Annotated in this window: 22 protein-coding genes; 19 read left to right on the top strand and 3 right to left on the bottom strand. The window is 37.5% G+C overall.

What is annotated here, in order from left to right:
- The 5 genes from HMPREF9013_RS06070 to prfB all read left to right on the top strand — a co-directional run.
- On the top strand, window positions 1-129 hold a 129-nt coding region (locus tag HMPREF9013_RS06070; protein WP_006627503.1), incomplete at its 5' end, for a 2-C-methyl-D-erythritol 4-phosphate cytidylyltransferase.
- A 47-nt stretch (window positions 130-176) separates the two neighbouring features.
- On the top strand, window positions 177-1,298 hold the full coding sequence (locus HMPREF9013_RS06065) for a helicase-related protein (protein WP_006627502.1): 1,122 nt from the start codon (window positions 177-179) through the stop codon (window positions 1,296-1,298).
- Complete coding sequence (locus HMPREF9013_RS07285) at window positions 1,279-1,881, top strand: ComF family protein (protein WP_006627501.1); 603 nt, start codon at window positions 1,279-1,281, stop codon at window positions 1,879-1,881. Before HMPREF9013_RS06065 ends, HMPREF9013_RS07285 begins: the two co-directional genes overlap by 20 nt.
- Window positions 1,882-1,965: 84 nt before the next feature.
- Entirely contained in the window at window positions 1,966-4,314 is a 2,349-nt protein-coding gene (gene secA / locus HMPREF9013_RS06055; protein ID WP_006627500.1) for a preprotein translocase subunit SecA, read from the top strand.
- A protein-coding gene (gene prfB, locus HMPREF9013_RS06050; protein WP_232209576.1) for a peptide chain release factor 2 occupies window positions 4,314-5,412 on the top strand; the annotation gives its coding sequence in 2 pieces (ribosomal slippage) (window positions 4,314-4,385 and window positions 4,387-5,412; 1,098 coding nt in all). The genes secA and prfB overlap by 1 nt, the downstream gene beginning before the upstream one ends.
- Before the next feature lie 20 nt (window positions 5,413-5,432).
- On the opposite strand, the gene nudC is transcribed toward prfB, so the two are convergent.
- Complete coding sequence (gene nudC, locus HMPREF9013_RS06045; protein WP_006627498.1) at window positions 5,433-6,263, bottom strand: NAD(+) diphosphatase; 831 nt, start codon at window positions 6,261-6,263, stop codon at window positions 5,433-5,435.
- Between the two features lie 417 nt (window positions 6,264-6,680).
- On the opposite strand from nudC, the gene HMPREF9013_RS06040 reads away from it, so the two are divergent.
- The 10 genes from HMPREF9013_RS06040 to HMPREF9013_RS05995 all read left to right on the top strand — a co-directional run bounded on the left by HMPREF9013_RS06040 (window position 6,681) and on the right by HMPREF9013_RS05995 (window position 18,993).
- Window positions 6,681-6,935, top strand: coding sequence for a hypothetical protein (locus tag HMPREF9013_RS06040; protein WP_006627497.1), 255 nt, complete (start codon window positions 6,681-6,683; stop codon window positions 6,933-6,935).
- Window positions 6,936-7,441: 506 nt separating this feature from the next.
- The gene (locus HMPREF9013_RS06035; protein ID WP_006627496.1) at window positions 7,442-8,023 is read left to right on the top strand and encodes a GNAT family N-acetyltransferase; all 582 of its coding nucleotides are present in this window, start codon (window positions 7,442-7,444) and stop codon (window positions 8,021-8,023) included.
- A gap of 67 nt (window positions 8,024-8,090) precedes the next feature.
- Window positions 8,091-9,884 (top strand): aminopeptidase P family protein, encoded by a 1,794-nt coding sequence (locus HMPREF9013_RS06030; RefSeq protein WP_006627495.1) that lies wholly within the window; start codon window positions 8,091-8,093, stop codon window positions 9,882-9,884.
- Window positions 9,884-10,639 carry an exodeoxyribonuclease III gene (locus HMPREF9013_RS06025; RefSeq protein ID WP_006627494.1) on the top strand — a complete coding sequence of 252 codons (756 nt, stop codon included), beginning with the start codon at window positions 9,884-9,886 and terminating at the stop codon, window positions 10,637-10,639. Before HMPREF9013_RS06030 ends, HMPREF9013_RS06025 begins: the two co-directional genes overlap by 1 nt.
- 17 nt (window positions 10,640-10,656) lie before the next feature.
- The gene (locus HMPREF9013_RS06020) at window positions 10,657-12,018 is read left to right on the top strand and encodes a Sapep family Mn(2+)-dependent dipeptidase (protein ID WP_006627493.1); all 1,362 of its coding nucleotides are present in this window, start codon (window positions 10,657-10,659) and stop codon (window positions 12,016-12,018) included.
- A gap of 46 nt (window positions 12,019-12,064) precedes the next feature.
- Window positions 12,065-12,904, top strand: coding sequence for an HAD family hydrolase (locus tag HMPREF9013_RS06015; protein ID WP_006627492.1), 840 nt, complete (start codon window positions 12,065-12,067; stop codon window positions 12,902-12,904).
- On the top strand, window positions 12,892-13,656 hold the full coding sequence (locus tag HMPREF9013_RS06010) for an N-acetylmuramoyl-L-alanine amidase family protein (protein WP_006627491.1): 765 nt from the start codon (window positions 12,892-12,894) through the stop codon (window positions 13,654-13,656). Before HMPREF9013_RS06015 ends, HMPREF9013_RS06010 begins: the two co-directional genes overlap by 13 nt.
- A 48-nt stretch (window positions 13,657-13,704) precedes the next feature.
- Complete coding sequence (locus HMPREF9013_RS06005) at window positions 13,705-15,414, top strand: FAD-binding protein (RefSeq protein WP_006627490.1); 1,710 nt, start codon at window positions 13,705-13,707, stop codon at window positions 15,412-15,414.
- Between the two features lie 194 nt (window positions 15,415-15,608).
- On the top strand, window positions 15,609-17,318 hold the full coding sequence (locus tag HMPREF9013_RS06000; protein ID WP_006627489.1) for an ABC transporter ATP-binding protein/permease: 1,710 nt from the start codon (window positions 15,609-15,611) through the stop codon (window positions 17,316-17,318).
- Window positions 17,311-18,993: an amino acid ABC transporter ATP-binding/permease protein gene (locus HMPREF9013_RS05995; protein ID WP_006627488.1), complete on the top strand. Its 1,683-nt coding sequence runs from the start codon at window positions 17,311-17,313 to the stop codon at window positions 18,991-18,993. The genes HMPREF9013_RS06000 and HMPREF9013_RS05995 overlap by 8 nt, the downstream gene beginning before the upstream one ends.
- Here HMPREF9013_RS05995 and HMPREF9013_RS07280 read toward each other — a convergent pair.
- Both HMPREF9013_RS07280 and HMPREF9013_RS05985 read right to left on the bottom strand, forming a co-directional pair.
- Window positions 18,973-19,920 carry a D-alanyl-D-alanine carboxypeptidase family protein gene (locus HMPREF9013_RS07280; protein WP_006627487.1) on the bottom strand — a complete coding sequence of 316 codons (948 nt, stop codon included), beginning with the start codon at window positions 19,918-19,920 and terminating at the stop codon, window positions 18,973-18,975. The genes HMPREF9013_RS05995 and HMPREF9013_RS07280 overlap by 21 nt on opposite strands.
- A gap of 122 nt (window positions 19,921-20,042) precedes the next feature.
- On the bottom strand, window positions 20,043-20,744 hold the full coding sequence (locus HMPREF9013_RS05985) for a DUF4272 domain-containing protein (RefSeq protein WP_006627486.1): 702 nt from the start codon (window positions 20,742-20,744) through the stop codon (window positions 20,043-20,045).
- Between the two features lie 183 nt (window positions 20,745-20,927).
- Between HMPREF9013_RS05985 and HMPREF9013_RS05980 the strand changes: the two genes are divergently transcribed.
- Genes HMPREF9013_RS05980 through HMPREF9013_RS05965 form a run of 4 tightly spaced genes read left to right on the top strand, consistent with a single transcriptional unit; the run spans window position 20,928 to window position 24,728 of the window.
- A complete protein-coding gene (locus HMPREF9013_RS05980; protein ID WP_040333721.1) occupies window positions 20,928-21,899 on the top strand; it encodes an ABC transporter substrate-binding protein in 972 nt (323 codons plus the stop codon).
- Window positions 21,871-22,638, top strand: coding sequence for an ABC transporter permease (locus HMPREF9013_RS05975; protein ID WP_040333715.1), 768 nt, complete (start codon window positions 21,871-21,873; stop codon window positions 22,636-22,638). Before HMPREF9013_RS05980 ends, HMPREF9013_RS05975 begins: the two co-directional genes overlap by 29 nt.
- Window positions 22,635-23,216, top strand: a complete 582-nt coding sequence (locus tag HMPREF9013_RS05970) for an ABC transporter ATP-binding protein (protein WP_006627483.1) — start codon at window positions 22,635-22,637, stop codon at window positions 23,214-23,216. Before HMPREF9013_RS05975 ends, HMPREF9013_RS05970 begins: the two co-directional genes overlap by 4 nt.
- 39 nt (window positions 23,217-23,255) lie before the next feature.
- Entirely contained in the window at window positions 23,256-24,728 is a 1,473-nt protein-coding gene (locus tag HMPREF9013_RS05965) for a [FeFe] hydrogenase, group A (protein ID WP_006627482.1), read from the top strand.
- Window positions 24,729-24,731: the final 3 nt, after the last annotated feature.

The raw sequence follows: 24,731 nt of genomic DNA, 5'->3' as shown, positions 1-24,731 counted from the left end.
GCAAAGAAGGAAGGATATTTAGCTACAGATGACGCTTCTTTAGTGGAATATTATAGTGATGTGCCTGTTAAGATTGTAGAAGGCAGTCCAAGCAATTTTAAAATAACAACACCGGATGATTTGCGATAATCATCCTTTTTTTTTGGGGAAAATCTTTTTTGAGGGAATATAAAGATATGAAATGCTTAAGGTGCGGAAATGAAGATCCCGGTTATTTTTATCATGGAAAAAGAGGGCGTTATTGTCGAAAATGTGTTTCATTTTTAGAGGAAGAAAAGCTAGAGTGGAAATTATCAAAAGAAGATTGTGATGAATATTGTCTGAGCTATCCATTATCCTTGAAGCAACAAGAAATTTCTCATCAATGTGCTGTTGAGATTGAACATCGAGATGTGCTATTACGTTGTGTTTGTGGAGCAGGGAAAACAGAAATGGTGTTGGAAACGATCGCACAACAACTAAAGAAAGGAAAAGTGGTGGGCTTTGCGATTCCAAGAAGAGAGGTGGTTTTGGAATTAAAGGAAAGGCTGGCTATGATTTTTCAAGAAGCGAAAGTGATTGCGGTTTGTGCGGGTTATACCACAGAAACGAAAGGAGATATTGTGGTTTGCACAACGCATCAGTTATATCGGTATCCACATACTTTTGATGTCTTGATTTTAGATGAGCCTGATGCCTTTCCCTTTAAAAACAATCCGGTTTTATGGGGCTTTGCTCAAAGAGCCTGCTTCGGTCACATGATTTTTTTAAGTGCAACACCCAATGATATTATTTTGAAGCGGAAAAAGTTAAAAATTCTTCGTTTGGATCAAAGACCTCATGGGTATCCTTTGGTGGTTCCTTATTTAAAATATGGTTCAAAAGCAATACAGTTTTTCCGTTTGTGTGTTTGGTTAAAGAAAAGGCGGAGGATTCCATGTATGGTTTTTCTGCCGACAATCGTTTTGGCAAATTGGTTTTATCGCATTTTTCGTCTTTTTTATCCGTGTGAAATAGTCACAAGTGAAAGTAAAAATAAAGAAGAGGTATTAACTTCTTTTCGAAAAGGAAAATGTCATCTTTTATTTTGTACTACCGTGATGGAAAGGGGAATCACCATTGAAGGAGTCGATGTCTGTGTTTGGCAAGCGCAACATATCGTCTTTGATCAGGCAAGTTTAATTCAAATAGCCGGTCGTGTGGGAAGAAAAATGAATCATCCAAGTGGAGATGTGTTGTTTCTATGCATGGAAAGATCCAAAGTGGTGGAAAAAGCGATTCAATCTATACAGGAGTCGAATGCGTTGTCTGCTTTGTGATCGAAGAAAGAACGCTTCTCTATGGGAGTTGTTTTTTTCAGAAGATCCTTTGTGTTTGGAATGTCGAAGAGGCTTATCAAAGAAATCAATTGGTTTCCGGTTTCATGGTGTTTGGTTGCGTTCGGATTATGTGTATGATGTGGCTTTTTCTCGTCTGTTGAAACAATTTAAGGAACAAAAGGATGAAGCGTTGAAAACCGTTTTTCTCTATGGCTTAAAAAGAAAGATTTGGTGGCGTTATCGAGGATACACAATCGTTTTTATGCCTTCTCGAAAACAGAAAATTCAAGAAAGGGGTTTTTTCCCGTTGAGAGAAATTTTTGCGGATATCCCTTTGGAACAAAAAGAACTGTTTCAAAAAAATGATGCGATGGATCAAAAAAACCTAAGTGTTAAACAACGTTTAAATGTTGGAAAGTTCATTTCTTTAATTCCGGACGTTTCTCTTCCAAAACGGATTTTATTAGTAGACGATACCATTACTACAGGAGCCACTTTAGAGGCAGCGTTGAATTTATTGCAAGATAAGAAAGTGAAGATTCAAATTTATTGTGTTTCGGTGAATCAAAGTTGGTTATTTTGAAGGAATAATAAAGTTGGTTCGATTGCCTTTTAGGGTGTATTTCCTTATAATTAGCCTGAGTTATTATGCGAGGAAAAGTAAATTATGGCGAATTTTTTAACAAGACTTTTTAATGAAGATGCAAGAAAACTGGCTAAATTAGAAAAACAGATTCAGCCGATTTTGGCATTGGAAGAAGAATATGCACAACTAAGCGATGAACAATTGCAACATAAAACCGTTGAGTTTAAAGAGCGTTTAGAAAATGGGGAAAGCTTAGATGATATTTATGTCGAAGCTTTCGCTACGGCAAGAGAGGCTTGTAAGCGGGTGATTGGAGAATTTCCATATCCGGTTCAGCTAATTGGAGCAACCGTTATGCAACAAGGCGATATTGCGGAAATGAAAACCGGGGAAGGAAAAACCTTAACTTCTGTAATGGCGGTATATTTAAACGCTTTGGAAGGAAAAGGGGTTCATGTGGTGACGGTCAATGAATACTTAAGCCAACGTGACTCGGAATGGATGGGACAGATTCACCGTTTTCTGGGATTAAGTGTCGGTTTGAATCTTCGCCAGTTAACACCATCTGAAAAAAGAGCGGCCTACGCTTGTGATATTACTTATACCACTAATTCAGAATTAGGCTTTGACTATTTAAGAGACAATATGGTAACAGAATTAAATGACCGTGTTTTAAGAGGCTTAAATTTTGCGATTGTCGATGAAGTAGACTCTATTTTGATTGATGAATCCAGAACGCCATTAATTATCTCTGGTGGCAAGAAACAAACGGCAAACCTATACTTACAAGCTGACCGTTTTGTGAAGTCTTTACATAAAGATGAAGACTATGAATTAGATGTTAAATCAAAGACAGTTCAATTGACAGAATTTGGTGTGCATAAGGCGGAAAAAGCGTTTAAGATTGATAATTTGTACAACTTGGCTTATACACAATTGTTGCATCATATTAACCAAGCTTTAAAAGCGAACTATATTATGATTTGTGATATTGATTACTTAGTGGACACAGAAAATGATGAGATTGTGATTGTTGATCCAAATACAGGACGTTTGATGCCGGGTCGTCAATGGTCGGATGGATTACATCAGGCGGTAGAAGCTAAAGAGGGAATTTCTATTAAGCAGGAAACAACTACTTTAGCTACTATCACATATCAGAATTTCTTCCGTTTATATAACAAGTTAGCCGGTATGACCGGTACTGCTAAGACGGAAGAAGAAGAATTCTTGGAAATTTACAATATGTATGTGGTGGAAGTTCCTACCAATCGTCCGGTTATTCGGGTGGATTATCCGGATGCAGTTTATGGAACTAAGAAGGCAAAATTTTCAGCTTTGGTAGATGAAGTGGTGGAACGTCATGAGATAGGGCAACCTGTTTTAGTGGGTACGATTGCAGTAGAAACTTCAGAATTGATTTCAAAATATTTGAAAGAGCGCCATATTCACCACGAAGTTTTAAATGCAAAGAATCATCAACGAGAAGCGGAAATTATCGCTAAGGCAGGACAAATCGGTTCGGTTACGATTGCGACCAATATGGCGGGTCGTGGTACCGATATTAAGCTTGGAGAAGGGGTTCGTGAATTAGGTGGTTTATGTGTTCTCGGCTCTGAAAGACACGAATCTCGTCGTATTGATAACCAGTTACGTGGTCGTTCTGGTCGTCAGGGTGATCCGGGAATGTCTCGTTTTTATATCTCTGTACAGGATGATTTGATGATACGATTCGCTCCAGAACGATTTGAATCTCTGTTCGCATCTTTAGGGGATACAGCGATCGAATCCAAAGTGGCTACTCGTTCGATTTCTTCCGCACAAAAACGGGTGGAGGGAGTTAACTATGATGCTCGTAAACAACTTCTTCAATATGATGACGTTATGCGTCAACAACGTGAAACAATGTATGAACAGCGGGATTACATTTTAGAACATGAAGATATCCATAGTTTCATTGAAAGTATGTTTAAACGAGTCATTTCTGATTTGGTGGCTTCTCATGTGAATCCTGAGTCACGTCAATTGAATGTAGATGATTATGTGAAGGCGTTGGATAGTTTGGGCTTTGAAGGTATTGTGAGGATAGAAGATATTGAAGGGATGAATGATGAACAGGTAATGGATTTCAGTACAGAGAAAGCTTGGGAAGATTATGATCAAAAAATTGAACCGGTTCGTGATCAAATTCAGGATTTTGAACGAAATATGACTTTAAGTGTGATTGATCGTGCTTGGTCGGATCATATTGATAATATGTCCAAACTAAGAGACGGAATTGGGTTACGTTCGTATGCTCAAAGTAATCCTTTACAAGCGTATGTATCCGAAGGTTTCCAAATGTTTGAAGATATGCAAAGAAATATTTCACAAGATGTGGTGAATTATTGTATGAACGTTCAAGTGGTTAAACAAGAAGAGGTAGCTTAATGGAATTGTATGAATTAAAACAGATCTTAAGTCAACGCCAAGCCAAATTGGAGTCGCTTGGCTACTCGCTTTGACTTAGATCAGAAGAAACAAGAAATTCAAAAAAACAATGATTTGATGGCACAGGAAGACTTTTGGAATGATCAAAAGAAAGCTCAAAAAATCATTAAAGAAAACAATAGTTTGAAAGACTTGGTTGATCAACATACCAAGTTGTATGAAACAACCTTGGATTTATTAGCTTCCGTTACGGAATTACAATCTTCTTTGGATGAAGATATGAAAGAATTGGTGGAAGAAGAATATGTCCAATATGATCAAGATTATGCACTATTTGAGGTTCGTGTTTTGCTATCTGGCCCTTATGATGACCACAATGCGATTTTAGAAATTCATCCGGGAGCTGGTGGAACGGAAGCAATGGACTGGGCGGGAATGTTATATCGCATGTATACCCGTTTTGCGGAAAGAAAAGGATATCATTTAGACGTTTTGGACTATCAACCGGGAGAAGAAGCGGGTGTGAAGTCAGTTTCGATGCGTGTTTCAGGTAATATGGCATATGGATATTTGAAGGCGGAAAATGGGGTGCATCGGCTGGTGCGCATTTCTCCTTTTGATTCAAATGCTAGAAGACATACTTCTTTTGCCTCGGTGGAAATTATGCCGGAGTTTGAGGATGATTTGGAAATTGAAATTGAAGATAAAGATTTGGATGTGATTACGATGCGTTCTTCAGGAGCTGGAGGTCAGCATATTAATAAAACTGATTCAGCGGTTCGGATGACACATAAGCCGACAGGAATTACGGTTTTTTCTCAATCTCAACGTTCACAACTTCAGAATAGGGAAACTTGTTTGAATATGTTGAAATCTAAGCTATTGCAGCTCAAGATTCGTGAACAAGAACAAAGAGCTTCTGAAATTAAAGGTGAAGTGAAAGCCAATGAATGGGGATCACAAATTCGTTCCTATGTTTTTGCACCATATACAATGGTTAAAGATTTAAGAACAGGTTATGAAGTAGGCAATGTGCAATCGGTTATGGATGGAGATATTGAGGGCTTCATCGATTCGTATTTGCGAAGCCAACTATAAAAAAGAGCAGTTGCTCTTTTTTACTTTTCCAAAGTATAGAAATCTTTGTATCGTCCGGTTAAGAATAATTCTATCATTTCTCCTGTTAAAGAAGCGACACCATTGGTATCTAAGTCTTCATGGGGATTAGCCCATCTAGCTAAACGAAGTTCTTGTTGATCCATATGAATGGTCTCATCACCATCTACTTGAGCAAAGAAACCGAAGAGAAGAGAAGAAGAGAATCCCCATGGTTGAGATTTATAATAATGAAGATTTTTAACTTTTAATCCTGTTTCTTCTTGAACTTCTCGAAGAACGGTTTGTTCGATGGTTTCGCCTATTTCAGCATAGCCTGCTATTAAAGCGTATTTTTGATAGTCTCCTTGAGCGTATTTAGTGACTAATAATTGACCTTTTTGATTAAGAATAGCTACAATCATGGCAGGAGAAATTTTAGGATAAACGATGTTTTGACAATAAGGGCAATGAAGTGCTCTTTCTTTTTGATCCAGTTCAAACAAATGACCACATTTCCCACAATATTTATTTTCAGTGTACCAGTGGAACAAATGGAGAGCGGTTAAAGCCGCAAAACCAAGAAATTGAGGTTCGTAATAGCGAAGTTGACGGGCAGAAAAAGAACTATGTTGTAAAGAGCGAATGTCGCTTAGAAAGAAGTGGTGAGTTCCCATTGAGAACAAATAAATGTAGCTTTCATTCTCAATACAATCTTCATATTGAAAGAAGCGTCCATCCGGTTTTGTAATGACTTGATTATCTTCAAAGTAAAAAATTTTATCCCCTTTCTTAGGCTTTTGATGAGGATGATAGTGATTCATCATGATGTAGGGATAAATATCTTGAATCATAAGAACCTCCTTTTCTTTTTAGTATAAGGCAAAAGGAAAAACATCCAAAATTTTAATCAAGATAAGCAGTTGAAAATAAAAAAGTGCATCATTGTTTGGATGCCCATAAGAACGTTATACAATAAATATTTTTTAAAAAACAGACTTGGAAAAGAATAAAAAAGAGGTATGATGAAGGTGTAAAAAGTGTCCCCTTTGGACAGAAAGGAGCACAAGTTATGAAGGAGATTCTTCTCGAATTAAGGTAGCGTTCTTTTAGTGGTCCGGCTAAAAGAATTAGGGAAAACAGGCAAGGGGGGGTATATACCCATGTACAATTTAGATGATTACATGGAAGTGTGAAGTAAAGGGGGAGAGGGAGTTGCTATGTATAGATCGAAAGTTTTCTCAGCTAGAGATTATGCATATAATGTCAGAATGAATGCACATGTTGATGCAGGAGCGGCTGCGTTGGCTGGGGCAATCTTTGGTGGGATAGGATCTTTGCCAAGCGGATTGTCGGCTCTCTATGCCTATTCTATTGCAGATACAGTGGATTATAATGCTAATAGACCTGGCAATGGTGTTATTTTGGATGTTAATTGGTGGTTAACATATAGATGTTATCCAAGGGAGGGGTGGTTTTGTGTCTTGGGTAGAGTATGCATTAGTTTTATCGGCAATTATTTTTAGTCTTTTTTTACATGAGAAAATTAAGCATTATCGGTTTATTAAAAATCAGTATGTACAGTTGGCGGTGATAATACTGATGAGTATTGCTTTGTGTATGGTTTTTCTTTCAATTTTTAAGTAAATGATGTGATTAAAAAAGCCCCTCTTTTCTAGATGGCTCATAGAATAATTATACATCAAATAATTTTTAAAAAACAGACTTGGAAAAGAATAAAAAAGAGGTATGATGAAGGTGTAAAAAGTGTCCCCTTTGGACAGAAAGGAGCGCAAGTTATGAAGGAGATTCTTCTCGAATTAAGGTAGCGTTCTTTTAGTGGCCTGGCTAAAAGAATTAGAGAAAACAGGCAAGGGGGTATATACCCATGTACAATTTAAGTTAGGAAAAATTGAATAGTTGATAAAATAAGTGGTTTGGAATACGAGATTCCAACAGCGAGGTAACTCGCAAGAAAGAGTGTCAAACGGACACTCTTTTTTAGGTTATACTTAGAATAGTGAGGTTTAATATGAAGGAACTAATTCAATATCGAAATCAATTATTGCAAGGAGATAAAATTCGTTTAAGAGGAACAACGGAAAGTGATCGGGCTATTTTTGCAAAATGGTGGAATGAAGATTCTTTATTGCTTGGGAATCGTTCCCGCTTGTTTCCAACTTATGAAGAAAAAAATGATCAGTTATTTATGGAATGGTCAAGTAATGAAAAAAAAGATGGTTTTGGTTTAACAATTGAAAATCATGAAGGAAAAGTGGTGGGTCATCTATCCTGCTTTGGTTTAACTTTACCGGAAAGAATTGCTACATTAGGTATTTTTATTGGGCCGGATTATCAAGGACATGGATATGGATCCGAGGCAATGAGAAAAGGAATTGAGTTGGCATTTGAAGAATTGAATGCCCATAAAGTAGAATTGAATGTATTTTCTTATAATGATTCAGCGATTCATGTCTATGAAAAAGTGGGTTTTGTGAAAGAAGGTGTGAGAAGAGCAGCTTCGTACCATCGTGGGCGGTATTATGATGTTATTACTATGGGTATTTTAGAAGAAGAGTATTATAGAAGAGATGAGATTGAAGAAAGAAAATAACGGCTTTGTTAGCCTGACCTTACTAAAAGGGATATAATAAATAACACATACATTAAAGAGGTGAATTATGACAGTAAATGAAAGAATAGAAGCACTTCGTCAGTTGATGAGGGAGAACCATTTGGACGTGTATTATGTTCCAAATGAAGATGATCATTTATCGGAAGAATATACAGCAGATTACTTTAAAGCCAAGTCTTATATATCTGGTTTTAGTGGAGAATCGGGTTGCGTGATTGTTACCAAAGATTTTGCTGGTTTATGGACGGATGGTCGTTATTTTACACAAGCTGAAAATGAATTGGCTGGAACACAGGTTGAATTGATGCGTCTTCGTCAAGAGGGAGTTCCCAATCCGCTGGATTTCTTAGTGGAACAGACACCGGATCATGGTGTCTTAGGTTTTGATGGTTCTGTGGTGAGCGCTAGAACCATGTTGTTTTTAGAAAAAAAGTTAGCTCAGAAAAAAGCTTCCATCGTAAATGATGTGGATCTTGTGGGTCGAATTTGGGAAGAACGCCCTAGGATGCCAGAAGCGGCTTTGTATGTGTTAGATACGAAGTTTACAGGTGTTTCAGCGAAAGATAAAATTGCTCGAACCAGAAAGGCTATGGAAGAAGTTGGAGCGGATGAATTATTCGTTAGTACTTTAGAGGATCCTTGCTGGCTATTGAATCTTCGAGGCGATGATATTGAGAACACACCAGTGGCGTATGCGTTTGTGTTAATGAGTGCTAATGAAGTGAACTACTATGTAGATGAAAAGAAAGTAAACGCGTTAGTAAAAGCTCATTTGGAAGACAATGGTGTGACAGTTAAGGATTATGAGGAAATTGAAACGGATTTATTAAAGCTTCAAAATAAAGTGGTTTTAGCTGATTTAGATACTCTAAATTCGAAACTCTATGCAGCTTTACAAGGTAATACGATTTTAGATCAAAGATCGCCAATCGCTTATTATAGAGCAGTGAAGAACGAAGTGGAAATTGCTTGTACGAAGAATGCTCATGTGAAAGATGGAGTTGCGGTATTTAAGTTTATTTATTGGCTGAAAAATGAAGTTAAGAAGTCTGAAGTGACAGAAGTTAGTGCTCAAAATAAGTTATATGCTTTGCGATCAGAAGGGCAGGATTACATTGAACCTTCGTTTACAACGATTTCTGCCTACCAAGCTAATGGGGCCATGATGCACTATTCTGCTACAGAAGAAAGCCACGCTAAACTTGAACAAAAAGGTTTCTTATTAGTGGATTCTGGTGGAACCTATAAAGATGGGACGACAGACATCACTCGTACCATTGCGGTAGGTCCTTTAACGGCAGAAGAGAAGAAATACTATACCTTAGTTTTAAAGGGGCATTTAGATTTGATGGCGGCTCATTTCTTAAAAGGAACAACAGGTAATAACTTAGATATTTTAGCTCGTCAACCTTTGTGGAAAGAAAATATTGATTATCAGTGTGGAACAGGACATGGAGTTGGTCATGTCCTAGCGGTTCATGAAGGACCACATCGCATTGGGTGGGGATTTTCCAGCCTTCGCCCACCGGTTCCTTTTGTAGAGGGAATGATTGTAACAGATGAACCGGGGGTTTATTTACCTCATGAATTAGGCATTCGAATTGAAAATGAATTATTAGTGGTTAATGGGAAGAAAAATTTTTATGGTCAATTTATGCACTTTGAGACCTTGACGTACGTGCCTTATGAAGTGGAAGCAATTGATATTTCCTTATTAACGGATGAAGAGTTGAAACAATTGAACGACTATCATAGTCAAGTTTGTTCTATTTTAAGTCCTTATTTACAAGGAGAAGAATTGGCTTACTTGAAAGAAGTGACGAGGGAGTTAGTTCGTTGATGAAGTTTGTCTCGTGGAATGTGAATGGCCTTCGGGCAGTGATGAAGAAGGGATTTAAAGAGTTTTTTGAAAGGGTAGATGCGGATGTGTTTGCTCTTCAAGAAACAAAGATGCAAGCTGATCAAATCACATCGGAGATGGAATTTGAAGGGTATTATCGGTACATGAATTCAGCTGAAAGAAAAGGCTATTCAGGAACGATGGTGTATTGTAAGGAAGAGCCGATATCCGTGCAATACGATATAGAAGGGGATACTTCTATGGAAGGTCGTGTGATTACTTTAGAATATCCAAATTACTATTTTGTGACGGCGTATGTCCCTAATTCGAAAGAAGGGTTGGCACGTTTGGGTTTTCGTATGGAATGGGAAGATAGGTTAAGAGATCATTTGAATCGTTTAAAAGAGGTAAAACCGGTGATCTATACGGGTGACTTGAATGTGGCTCATGAAGAAATCGACTTAAAGAATCCGCAATCCAATCACAAGAATCCCGGTTTTTCGGATGAAGAACGGCAAAAAATGACAGAATTATTGGCAGATGGCTATATTGATTCCTTTCGCTATTTATATCCTAAGGAAGTGAAGTATTCATGGTGGTCATATCGGGCAGCTGCCAGGGAAAGAAATGTTGGTTGGAGAATTGATTACTTTATCGTATCGGAAAATTTGAAAGAAAAAGTAAAGAATGCTTTGATTGATGATGAAGTTAAAGGTTCGGATCATTGTCCGATTGAATTGGAAATGGATTTTTAAGCAATGAAAGGAGAAGTATGAGCGTAAAAGAAAAGGTGCAGGCTTGTCGACAAGAATTGTTGAAGCGTTTAGGAACATTAGTTTCCATTAATTCTGAAATGGGAGAAGCGAGTGCTGAGGCTCCTTTTGGAACCGGCCCTAAGAAAGCATTAGAGTCGGCACTGAAAATGATGGAGGATGATGGCTTCAAGACAGTCAATGTGGATAACTACATTGGTTATGGAGAGATTGGCCAAGGCGATGAGGTTATTGGGATTATTGCTCACTTAGATGTTGTTCCAGCTCATAAAGAAGATGGTTGGAACAGTGATCCGTTTGAAATGGTGGAAAAAGATGGTATTGTGTATGGCCGTGGGGTTAGCGATGATAAAGGAGCCGCCGTAGCTTCAATGATGGCTATGAAACTAATTCAAGAAAGTGGGATTCCATTAAATAAACGAATTCGTTTGATTTTAGGAACAAATGAGGAAAATGGTTCTAAGTGTTTAGAGCATTATGTGCAAAAACTAGGTTCGGTAGACTATGGTTTTACTCCAGATGGTGATTTTCCGGCTATTCATGGTGAAAAAGGATTGATGAGAGGATATTATTTTTCTAAGAATAGTCATATTTTAGATATTGTTGGGGGTAGTGCTGAAAATGTAGTGGCTCGTCAATGTATGGTGAAAGTGGAAAAGAATTCTTTTTCCAAGAAGGTACTAGAAGATTTCTTAAACGATCATAATATTAATTTTTCTTTAGAATGTGGTGAGAAAGTTTGTACTTTAGTGGTAGAAGGTGTCGCAGCTCATGCCTCTTTACCTCATTTAGGGGTTAATGCTATTAGTTATGCGTTAGTTGGATTAAAGGAAGCCGGGTATCAGGATCCGTTTGTGGAATTTTATGATTCACACTTTGGTTTATCTACGGATGGTTCGGGAATGAATGCGAAGTGTGAAGATGAATTTGGTTCTTTGACAATGAATACCGGAGTCATCATGATGAAAGATGGTGTGATTCGTGGTTCGATAGATTCTCGTTTTCCGGTTACGAAGACAGTGAAGGAAATGATGAAAATGGTGGAAAATCGGTTGGAAGATGAAGGCGGGCAAGTTGTCTTTGATGAACTGGTTGAACCATTGTACTTTCCACCGGATGCCCCACTTATTAAGAGCTTAGTATCAGCTTATCAAGAGGTGACGGGTGACTTGGAAGCAGTGCCATTGGTGATTGGTGGTGGTACCTATGCTAAAGCTATTAAGAATACCATTGCCTTTGGTTGTGCTTTTCCGGGCACAGACTATCATATCCATGATGCCAATGAATTTTGCCCCGTGGAGGAACTTCTTTTACAAACGGAGATTTACGTTCGTGGTATTGAAAAATTATTAGAATTGTAGTGAAAAGCGATTTAGGTCGCTTTTTTTATTGTGTTATAATAACCCCATGAAAAAAGTGGCGTTAATTTATGACTTTGATGATACCTTAAGTCGTCAAAATATGTTTGATTTTGAAGTATTGCCTGAGCTTGGGTATACGAATACCGAGGCTTTTTGGGTTCAAGTGGTCAAGTTGGCCCAAGAAAGGGATATGGACTATATTCCGGCGTATTTGTATTTATTGAAAGAAGAATTTAAGAAAAAAGGAATTTCTTTAACCAAGGAAAGATTGCAGCAATACGGTAAGAATATTTCATTTTGTGATGGTGTGGAGACTTGGTTTTCACGAATCACGGAATATGGGAAAACACTGAATCTGGAAGTGGAACACTATATTATTTCGTCAGGATTAAAAGAGATAGTGGAGGGTACTTCCATTGCTAAGGATATTACGCAAATTTATGCTTGTTCTTATCTCTATGATGAAAATAAAGAAGCGGTATGGCCGTCACAAATTATCAATTACACGACAAAAACGCAATTTGTATTTCGTATTAATAAGCAGATTTTATCTGAAACCAGTACGGCTATTAATACCTATGTGCCATTGGAAGAAAGACCGATTCCGATTTCAAATATGATGTATATTGGAGATGGTTTCACCGATGTGCCTTGTATGCGTTTGATCAAGGAATATAAAGGAAAATCCATTGTAGTTTACCATCCGGATCAAAAAGATCCTTTAGAAGTGAGTCAAACTCTTTTAAAAGAAGGAAGGGTAAACGTAGCGGTGCCGGCCAATTATGAGTTGAATAGTCCTTTAGATCGGTATGTAAAACAAAATTTAAGAGCGATTCGAGAAAAATTGCTTTTAAAGGAAAAGGAAAATAAAATATGGAACGAGTGAAAAAATATATAGAAATAGTAGTACATTACTTTAAATCTTTGAATTGGAAAGATCCGATGGTTTTTATTCTTTCTGTTTTACTGATCTTTTTGACACTTGGTTCATTAATTGGCTCTGTTTTATCAACGATTCATACGAAAAATGAATTGAAGAAGCCGTTGATTTTGTTGGATGCGACTTATGGTGGTGAACAGAAAGGTTTTGAAGGTATCGTAAATGAAGCTGATGTGGCAGAAAAAACGGTCAATGCCTTGGAAAAGAAATTGTTGGCAAGTGGTTATCGAGTACAAAGAACGCATCCGGCGGGAACTTTTGCGACTTTGGAAGAAAAGATAAAATTCATTCAAAAGAATCATCCGGCTTTGGTGATTAGTATTCGAGCTGCGCATAGTAAGGATCCAAAGAAATCAGGTATTCGTTTTTATGCGAATCCAAAACAAGAGGCAACAACTTCCATTGTGTCTGCTTTAAAGCAATCTTTCAGTAATGGGCATGAGGGAGTTTGGGCCGGGTATCTTTTCTATAAGCAAGGGGAAAAAAATACGCAAATACCTACGTATGTGGACTTGGGCGGCAAGAAAGAAAACTTGGAAACTTGGTCAATTATGAATGATTCAGATAAGAGAATCATTGTGGTGGAACAATTTTATATATCGAATCAAAATGATGTGAAAACTTGGCATTCTGATAAAGGGTATGAAGAAATAGCGAATCGTTATGTATCGGCGATTCAACAAGTGATTCAAAAGTAGGAGCTATCCTACTTTTTATGTATTTGAAATAACTGATATAATACAAGTATGAAATTAAAGAAATGGTATGTGCCTTTATTAGGGCTAGCGATGAGCTTGAGTGCTTGTCAGGGTGTAACAGTTAAAAGAACAGGAATTAAAGATGGTACTTATGCGGTAAAGGTAGCGGGATATCGTGGCAATATTGAATTGGAGGTTCTTTTCGAAAAGCAGAATTTGAAAGAAATCAAAGTGGTTTCTCATTCAGAAACGGATGTGTTAACCAATGAAGCTTTTGATAGAATTCCAAAGAAGATGATCGAAAGTCAATCTTTAAACGTGGATTTGTCAACAGGAGCAACGAAAACTTCAAAAGCAATTCAAGAAGGTGTGAAAAAAGCGATTCTTCAAGCTGGCGGTGTGGAAAAAGAATGGATGATAGATCGTAGGAGTCATAGTGAAACCAAAGTGGAGAAAAAAGAAACGAAAGTGGTGGTGATTGGAGCCGGACCGGCCGGGATGGCAGCGACGCTTCGCCTTCGTCAACAAGGTATTCCAACGACTTTAGTGGAAAAAGCAAGGGAAGTGGGTGGAACTATGGCCTTTGCCTCAAATGCGTATCAGTATGTATCAGGAACGAGTTTAGATCCACAAAGTAAGAAGATGTCTATTTCTGAATTGGCTACTAAGCTACAAAAAGCCGGTAAAGGAAATTTAGAGATGATTCAAGATTTTCAAAGCCGTTTGCAAGAAACCATTAACTGGCAAACAGAAGACTTAGGGATGACTTTTGAGAATAAATATGTATCCGATGCGAAAGATGCTAATTTAACCAGTGCTAAATATGAAAAAAAGAAAGATGAATTATTAGCCCTTCTTCGTCGGGAAATAGGGGTGTCCAGAGCGGATGTATATACGAATGCGGCCTTAGTTGGTTATTTGAAAGAAGGCCATAAAATTGTAGGTGTGCGCATTAAGAAAGCGAATGGTAGGTTAGTTGATATTAGAGCCCAAGCGGTTGTTTTAGCAATGGGAAGTCAGCTACGTAATATGGATGGTTTAACACCGTTGGATGCAACGCATGTGTTTGGCGGTCCTATTCAAAACCAAGGAGACGGTTTGGTGTTAGCAAAACAAGAAAAATATGATGTGACATCTTCATTGCCATCCATCATGGCACAAGCTGGTGCTAATGATCAGACACAAGCTGTGTCGGTAGAGGAAGCCCTTCATGAACTGAAGCAAAATGAATTTAGTTTAAGTGATGCTAAAGGAAATTTACTATCAACAGAAAGCTATGAAAAGAATGGATTGTCTTCTTGGATTCAAAAGTTAGATCATCATCGTGGTTACTTATGGCTAACGAAATCCGGTTATGATAAATTGCGTGAGGAAATTATCAAAACACATGCTTTATCGGAACAATATGTTAAGGCCATGCGAGAAAAAGATAGTTTGTTGATTAGCAGTGGAAATAGTGTTTCGGAAGTAGCTAAGAAAGCAGGTATCGCTTTACCGAAAGGAATTAAATTAACAGGTCAATTGTATTGTATTGAGTTAGAACCATATCGTATTCAAAGTTTATCAGGATTAAAGGTGGATCGAGAGTTTCATGTGATGAGCGGTAATAAAGCGATTCCGAATGTGTATGCGATTGGTTCTGCGGTTGGCGGAGTTTTTGGAAACAAGGAATCTTTGGGAGTTTCCAATGCGTTTAGTTTTGTGTCGGGAAAGGTTTTAGCGGAAAAATTAGCTAGAGATCTTGAAGCAAATAAATAGTGAAATACGGAAACTTCGGTATAATAAAGACGTGAAAAATGATATGTTCTAATTGAGAAGATTGGCCGTAAAATAAAAGATGGATAAGAAAAAGCGGAAGCAGAGCTTGGCAATTGTCTAAAGGTGGCTGCTCAGCTTGCTCTATAAGAAATCATTAGGTGTATCCTGATGGTTTTTTTGAAAGGAGAGATAAAGTGTTACTCATTGATCGCTTATTGATGGAATATGGGAAAAGATCATGGTTATGGATTGTTGGTATTGTAGGCTTACGATTGTTTATATTGGTTGGCATTACGCAGTTTTCACTATTGTTGGGAAAAGTTTTAGCGACTATGACCGTATCTACAATCGGGTTTGTGATTGGTTTATGTCTTAGTATCTCCTTGTTTATTTTGCTTGTTTCTTTGGTGCAAGGGGAACTGGAATATCAATTGCAAGCTCGCACGAGAACGATGATGCGTAATGAGATGGTGAAGAAAACCTTGGAATTGGATAGTGGGCAATTGGAGGAAATTGGGCCGACTTCCAGTAGTATAGCGGCGTTAGATGCGGTGGAAATGGCCCTTCCTTATGTGAGCGTTTATTTGCCCAGTTTGGTATATAGCTTTGTGGCACCATTGTATTTATTTTTTGAAGTTTGCAAATACCAAATTGGTATTGCTTATATTTTATTGGCGGTTTCTTGGCTTTTATTACCGATTCATAATCTATTTCGTAAAAACATTGAACGCTTAAGAAAAAAATATTGGCTTTCTTTAGAAATGATGACGAGATTGTATTTGGATGGTTTAAGAGGTATGACCACTTTGAAAATTTATAATCAGTCAAAGGCCCATGTTAAGAAATTAGAACAATATAGTCAAGAATTAAACCGGGATATTCATGCGTTTATGAAAATCAACTTCAGCTCTTTTTTAGTGACAGAGTGGATCATGTATGGAACTTTATTTTTAGTGGTTTTATGGGGGATACAAAGTCAGTTGAGTTTGGCAAATAATTTGTCTTTATTATTACTGGGTTATGCGTATTTCGCGAGTATTCGCCAATTGATGTCAGCAACACATGATGCTTTAACGGCTATTTCTGCTTCAACAAAGATGCAATCTATCCTTCAGAAAAAAACCGCTAGAGTTTATGAATTCATACCGGCTAATCAAGAAGAAGGGATTCAATTTGAAAATGTTTCCTTTTCGTATGAGGGAAGGAATGAAGTGATTCAAGATCTCAATTTAGATATTAAAAAAGGAGAGGTTTTAGCTTTGGTCGGTTTATCGGGTTGTGGGAAGAGTACCATCGCTTCTTTGGCACTACGATTCATTGATCCAAAAAAAGGGCATATTCGATTAGATGGTCAGGATTATCGAAGCTTATCAGAAGAAATATTGCGAAAAAAGTTGGTGATGGTACCTCAAAGGGTACATATTTTTTCAGGAACGATTCGTTCAAATTTGATGTTAGGAAAAGAAACCGCAAGTGATGAGGAATTATTTGCAGTTTTAAAGAAAGTACGTTTAGAAGATTTTGTAAAGACTCTTCCCCATCAATTGGATGAAGAAGTTGGGGAAAATGGTAGTCGGTTGTCCGGCGGTCAGAAACAAAAATTAGGCATGGCTCGAGCTTTATTAAGCGATGCTCCTTATATGGTGTTGGATGAAGCCACTTCAGCGGTAGATCCAAAAAATGAGGAAGAAATTTGGCGAATTATTCATACTTTATTTCATGAAAAAACATTATTGTTGATATCCCATCGCTTATCTACTATTCAACAAGCGGATCGTATTGTAGTGATGGAAGAGGGGAAAATTGTGGAAGAGGGAACACACGATCAGTTGATGGCTAATGCAGGTTTGTATGCTCAAATGGTGGATCAACAAGAGGCGTTAGAAGGAGGTTTTGGTGATTAAGAAATATTCGATTTTTATTCTGACTAAAAGACTTCTTTCTAAAGCAAAACCAATTTGGAAAGAACTGGTGATTTCTTGTTTAGCTAGCTTTTTTGGTCATCTTGGTCAGATGGGGTTTATGGGCTTTGGAGCTCTTTGGCTTCTTTCAGTGGCAAAGATGATTTCTTTTCATGCGCTTTATCCATGGCTAATGATTCTTTCGGCTATTTTCATTGCGATAGGAAGGTATATAGAAGGGATATTTTCTCATATTGGAGCTTATGCGATATTGGCTCAATTGCGAATTGAATTCTTCACTTCTATTGAAAAAAGAAGCCCCGCCATCTTCGTTCAGGAAGAAATGGGGAACTTAATGAATTTAGCAATGGGAGATATTGAAACGCTAGAGTATTTTTATGCACACACCATAGGACCAATGATTACAGTTATTTTATTACCAATCATTTCATTAGCCATTGCTTACCATTACTCTGCTTTATGGATGTGGGTATTATTGCCGGTGTACATAATGGTGATTGTAGTGATTCCTTCAGTTTCTTTGCGATATGGACAACGAATCGGGCTTCGCTTACGTCGTTCCTTGGGTCGTTTAAAAGCTCTTATTTTAGAAACAGTCTATGGATTAAAGGATCTTCAAATTTATCATTTCCAGGGAAAACGTTTGGCAATGATCCAACAGGAAAATGAAGAAGTGAATGCCGGTCAACATGTTTTGACTTTATACAAACAGGCTTTAAATTCCATTCCAAATTTCTTTGTTTATTTGGCTCGAGTATTAGTGATTTATGTAGCGGCTTATCTAGCGGGAATTGGGAAAGCGGATCCGGTTGGAACGATTGTAGTGAGTTTTGTAACGAGTGCTTCTTTTTCTTCTTCCTTTAGTTTGACATTTATATTAACGCAATTAATACAAGCGTATGCGGCAGCGAGCCGTTTATTTCAACTGGAAGATGGACCCTTGTTTGTGCAAGAGAAAAAGGATAGCGAACCGTTATCCTCGATTTCAACAATTGTATTTCAAGATGTTCATTTTACGTATCCAAAAGTTCAAGAAGAAATTTTAAGTGGGATGAATCTCATGATTCAATCAGGAGAAACAATTGGTATTATTGGCGAAAGTGGTAGCGGTAAGTCAACTTTATTACGTTTGTTGATGCGTTTTTATGATGTTCAATCCGGTTCTATTTTAATCAATGGGAAGGATATTCGTAACTATTCATTACAATCGTTACATGATCGCATGTCTCTTTTAGAACAAGATAGTTATTTATTTGATCAAAGTATCCGTGATAACCTGTTGATGGCAAAAAAAGATGCCAGTACAGAGGAAATAGAAGCCTGCTTGAAAGAGGCAGGTATTGATACTTTTGTGCATCATTTACCGGAAGGTTTAGATACGTTGATGGGAGAGATGAATGATAGGGTGTCAGGTGGTGAAAGACAACGATTGAGTTTGGCTAGAGCTATTTTAAAGGATCCCGACATCTTGATTTTAGATGAACCAAGTGCCAACTTAGATACCATACATGAGTTGGAATTATTACAAACCATTGAAAAAGCTTATCAACATAAGATGGTGATCATTATTTCTCATCGTTATTCAACGTTAGTGCATTGTGACCGCATTTATGAAATGAAAAATCAGCGATTGGAATTAAGAACCATGTTGAAATAGATATAGATGAGGCATACCGGATTGGATCAGGCAATAAGAAAAGAAAACCTCTTTTGAATGACTGTAAAAAAAATCAAATGGTCCAAAGGACTTTTTTGTTGCTTTGGCCAGTCGAGAGGTCACTAGATGAGCATCACTTAAGTGACTACTAGTGTAAACATCACCCGGACCACCAGTGGCTAAGTAAAGGAAAGGATGACCTTTTTGATTGAACCAAAGAGCTAAGCAATGACCGGCTTGAGCGGTATATCCTGTTTTAGAGCCTTGATAGCCGGGAATTTTCAATCCTGTTTTTTGTATATCCCGATAAAGGGTATGAGATAAAGTGATTCCTGTTTTGGAAGTATATTTGATAGCTGAAAAATAGTTTCGAAAATGTTGATTTTTGAGGGCTACCTTTAAGAAGCGACTAAGGTCTTCTAGGGTAGTGTAGTGATTGGGGCTATGTAGCCCAGTCACATTATCAAAATGACTATGGAGCATGCCTAACTGTTTGGCTTCTTGATTCATAGCTTGTACAAAGGCATCGGTTGTGGGAAATAAAGCTTTAGCTAAAGTGATGGAGCAATCGGCACCAGAAGGGAGGGCTATTCCGTATAGAAGATCTTCATAGCTGATAGGAGTTTGACTAGGATAATTGGATATAGCTGCTCCTTGTTGACGAAGTTCTTTTAATAGATTCGGTGAAATGATAGCGGTTTTTTGCTTGTCTTCGATGTGATTTAAAGCCACATAGACTACCATCATCTTAGTTAAGGAAGCGGGATAAATTTTTTCACTTTTTCCTTTTTCTTCTAAGACTTCTCCTTGTTCTAGATCCAGTAAAAGATAATGACTACTTTTAGTGTTCTGAAAAAGCTCTGTTTTAACAGAGAAAGAAAGAAGTAGGATAGTGGATAAACTTAGTTTGAATAGGGTTTGAAACATAGGTTTATTTTAGCAGAATTTAAAGGAAAAGTACTTCAATCCTATGTTGAGAAGTGACTTTATTGGTAAGGAATAATAAAAAAGAAGTTTCTCAAGAAAGAAAAACTTCTTTTTAAAAATCATTAAGTATCAAGCGATATTTCATTCCAATCATCCTTTGTGGAAATGAGCCATTCTAATCCTTTTCTTCTTTCTAAGACCACTTCCGGATTTAGATCGCCAATATTGGTTTGGGGATTTATGGATTTTTCAACACAAGCCCAATGGTATCGGTAGTAAAGATCTGTCATATCTAAAACCTCTTCGATACTTCTTAATTTGGTTTTGTCTTTAAATTCCTTAAAATTGTTACAATTCTTAACGAAATTAATGGCTCGTTCGCAATCGCATATTGTATTTGGAACTTTTAAATCATCGTCTTCAATCAATCCTAAAGCCCATATCAAACTCCAGTAACATTCATAAGTCCACGCTACATTAATGGCATCTTGTTCGGTATAATCTTGATCGAATAATCTTTGTTCATGACTCAATAAGCATTCTTCTACCTGAAACTTTTTTAATAAATCAGAAATAATTGATTTTGACTCTTGATAATCGCCATTTCCACAAATATCGCAAGCTAGTTGGATAACAAGTAAACACGCAATAGCTCTTTTGATGATGATATCTACTTCTTTTAGTTGCACTTCTTCACTTGATTCAAGCACTGGTAAATTTTCCAAACAGGAAATTCCCATTTCTTGAATCAACCGGTTATTATTATCTCTTCTTTCCATGGGACTTAGAGGTTGATGGCTATTTAAACGATTGAATAATTTCATTATGTCATATCCTTTCTGTAGGTGGAGTTGGTATGTATTAAAATATCAATGAGTCATTTTGATATAAGACTTATATACCTACAGATAATATAATATCATGTTTGGGTGCGCTTTCATAAATTTTCTAGACTTAGGTTTATTGGGAAGTTTTATGATATGATTTCAGAAAGGAAAAGAGGGAATATGAATCGTTTTAATAAAATCATAGTGGCTTGTATCACGGCTTTATCTTTAGTGGCTTGTGCCATTCCTAAGCAAGAAATCAAAAGAACAGAGGTTAAAGTGGTTAGCTTAAAAGGACCGACTTCCATGGGGCTTGTCAAACTGATGCAAGATAGTGAACAAGGAAAAGTAAAGACACATGCTTATCATTTTAAGATAGCATCAGCGGTGGATGAGGTAACTGCTTTAGTAGCAAAGGGAGAAGTGGATATTGCTACTGTGCCGGCGAATTTGTCTTCTGTTTTGTATAATAACACTAAAAAATCGGTTCAAGTATTGGGAATTAATACATTAGGTGTTTTGTATTTGGTGGAAACGGGAAATCAATTGAAGCAACTTTCTGATTTAAAAGGAAAGACCATTTATGCCAGTGGAAAAGGAGCTACTCCGGAATACAGCTTGAAATCCTTATTAGAAAAGAATGGAATTTCAGATGTTCATATTGAATGGAAGAGCGAACATACAGAAGTAGTACAAGCTTTGGCGAAAGATCCCAAGGGGATTGCTTTATTGCCGGAACCTTTCGTCACCGTTGCCACGACAAAGAATCCTAAGATTCGTGTAGCCTTGGATTTAAATAAGGAATGGGAAAAGGTCAATGGTAGTCCTTTATTAACAGGTGTGGTGATTGCTCGTAAAGAATTTGTTGAGAAAAACCCGGAAGTCATTCAAGATTTCTTACATAAGTATAAAGAATCTGTTGATTTTGCGAATTCGAAAACGGATGAGGCAGCAAAATTGGTTGGGCAATATAATATTGTGAAAGAAGCTATTGCGAAAAAAGCATTACCGAATTGCCATATTACATTAGTAACCGGAAAAGATTTAAAGAAACAATTAGCGAATTATTTAAGTATTTTACACCAACAAAATCCAAAGGCTATAGGGGGGCATTTGCCGGAAGATGATTTCTATTATGGAGTTCAAAAGTAAGAAGAAATGGACGTGGTGGGTCATCCTATTTTGGTTATTGATTTGGGAAATAGGAGCTCGTTTATTAAATCAGGAGATACTGTTGGTGTCTCCTTTTGTCGTATTTCAAAGGCTTTTTCAATTACTGAAAGATAGTCATAATTGGTTTTTGATAGGTGCCTCTATGGTTCGGGTGATGTCAGGCTTTTTGTTAGCTATGATATTAGGGGTTTTATTGGCCTATCTAGCGTATCGTTGGAATTGGTTTAAAACGTTGATGAACCCGGTTTTTTATACGGTGAAGTCTATTCCGGTTGCCAGTTTTGTGATTTTAATTCTAGTTTGGGTGAAAGCGAATGCTTTAGCGCCGGTGATTTCCTTTTTAGTAGGATTGCCTATTTTCTATGATCAGATTTTAAAAGCCCTAGAATCGCAGAATCCATCTTTAGAGGAAATGAGTATTGTTTTCCATATATCCAAGAAGAAAAAGTTTCGTTATCTGACATTGGCCCAGATTTTGCCTTATTTGGAAACGGCTTGTTCTTTAGCCATTGGTTTTTGTTGGAAAGCAGGCATGGCAGCGGAAGTGATCGGTTTACCGGATGGGGCCATTGGTAGTCAGCTACATGAAGCCAAAGTTTTTTTAGATACCAATTCTTTGTTTGCGTGGACTTTATTGGTAATCATTTTAAGTAGTCTTATGGATCGAATGGTTCAAATAGGTATTCATAAAATGATTAAGGAGGTTTTACGTTCATGAACATCAGACAGCTATCTAAATCGTATGGTGATCAGGAGGTTTTCCATTCATTTAACTATGATTTTCAAGATCGAAGTTTATATTGGATCAAGGGGAAAAATGGTTGTGGAAAAACAACTCTATTGAGGATCTTGGCCGGTTTAGAACCATATCAAGGAAGTGTGGATGAAATCAAACATAAAACCATGGTTTTTCAGGAGGATCGCTTAGTCATGAATTTGACGGTCTTTACCAATTTATGGATGGTGATGGATGAACCTAAGGAGAAAGCCAAGAATAAAATTAAAAAGGAATTAAAAAAACTTGGCTTAGAGGATTGGATGGATCAACCTGTTGCCACTTTATCAGGAGGAATGCGAAGAAGAATTGCGATTATAAGAGCTTTTTTAATTCCCTATGATTTAGTGTTATTGGATGAACCGTTGAAGGGATTTGATTCGGAAACGAAAGAAATGGTGTATCAATATTTATTAGAAAAGTGTCATGGTTCATTGACACTTTGGGTAAATCATGAAGAACTTGACTTTCCGGAAGACTCTTTGTGTCTAGACCTTTCAAGTGATCTGCGATTACAATAGAAGTAAAGAGATACTTACTGTTTTTAGAGGAGGAAAACAATGAGTCAATATCAAAATTTAGATAAGCGTGTTCCGATTGCCTTGGATAATGTGTCTTTGGTTCAAGATTTGGACAAGTGTAAGAATTGTACCCTATGTCGAAGGGCTTGTGTCAATGATGCGGGAGTGATGGATTTTTATGATCTAACAACTAATGGTGATCGGCCAATTTGTATTAATTGTGGGCAATGTGCCGTTGCCTGTCCTTTTGATTGTATCAATGAGCGCTCGGAGATTTCAGAAGTAAAGAAAGCCATCATGGATCCACAATCAGTGGTGGTTTTCCAAACCGCTCCGGCGATTCGGGTTGGCTTGGGGGAAGAATTTGGCATGGAATATGGTTCCTTTGTGGAAGGAAAAGTGATTACTGCCCTTCGACAATTAGGGGCTGATTATGTGTTAGATACCAATTTCGGAGCGGACATGACAATTATGGAAGAAGCTTCAGAATTGATTGAACGGTTGACAAGTTCCAATCATCCATTACCTCAATTAACAAGTTGTTGTCCAGCGTGGGTAAAGTTTGTAGAAACATTTTATCCTGAATTGATTCCGCATTTATCGTCTGCTAAAAGTCCTATTTTAATGGCGGCAGCAACGCAAAAAACTTATTTTGCAAAGAAACATCAAATTGATCCATCTAAAATGGTCACTGTTTGCGTCACTCCATGTACAGCTAAAAAAGCGGAAATTCGTCGTCCGGAAATGAATAGTTCAGCACAGTATTGGAATCAAGAAAATTTAAGAGATGGAGATTTGTGTATTACAGTACGCGAATTAGCAAAATGGATTCGAGAAGAAGAAATTGATTTTGTGAATCTGGAAGAAGGAAGTTTTGATCAGGTGATGGGAGAAGCCTCCGGAGGTGGGGTTATCTTTGGAAACACCGGTGGAGTGATGGAGTCTGCTATGCGTTCGGCGTATAAGTTTATGACCAATGAAAATGCGCCATTGTCTTTGATTCCATTTAAAGAAATTCGTGGATTACAGGGAGTTAAAGAGGCAGATGTACAAATTGGAAAGCACACTCTTCATGTGGCGGCTATTTCGGGTACTGGAAACTTTCGTAAGTTTTATTTGGAAATGAAGGAATCGGGTAAGCATTATGATTTTATTGAAGTCATGGCTTGCCCGGGCGGTTGTATTGGTGGTGGTGGGATGCCGAGAGTGAAGATGCCTAAAGTGATGGCGGCTAAGCAGGCTCGGATTGATTCTTTGTATAAACGAGATGGTGAAGTTGTGATTAAAACGGCTCAAGATAATTCGGAAATCCAAAATATGTATAATGAATTTTTTGGAGCGCCATTGAGTGAACAGTCTCATCAGTTATTGCATACTGAAGGATTTATGGATCGTTCAAGTGATCTCGGCCCAAATGGGGCTTGTACACCGGAAACTTGTCCAACTTCTATCGCCAACTTGAAGAAAGCAGCTTTAGCTGCTAAACAGAAAGAACATGGAGAAAAAGCTTAAAGG

This window comes from Bulleidia extructa W1219 (genome assembly GCF_000177375.1).
GTDB classification, from domain to species: domain Bacteria; phylum Bacillota_I; class Bacilli_A; order Erysipelotrichales; family Erysipelotrichaceae; genus Bulleidia; species Bulleidia extructa.
Note: the sequence above shows the minus strand (reverse complement) of the source record. Positions and strands in the feature narration are given on the sequence as shown.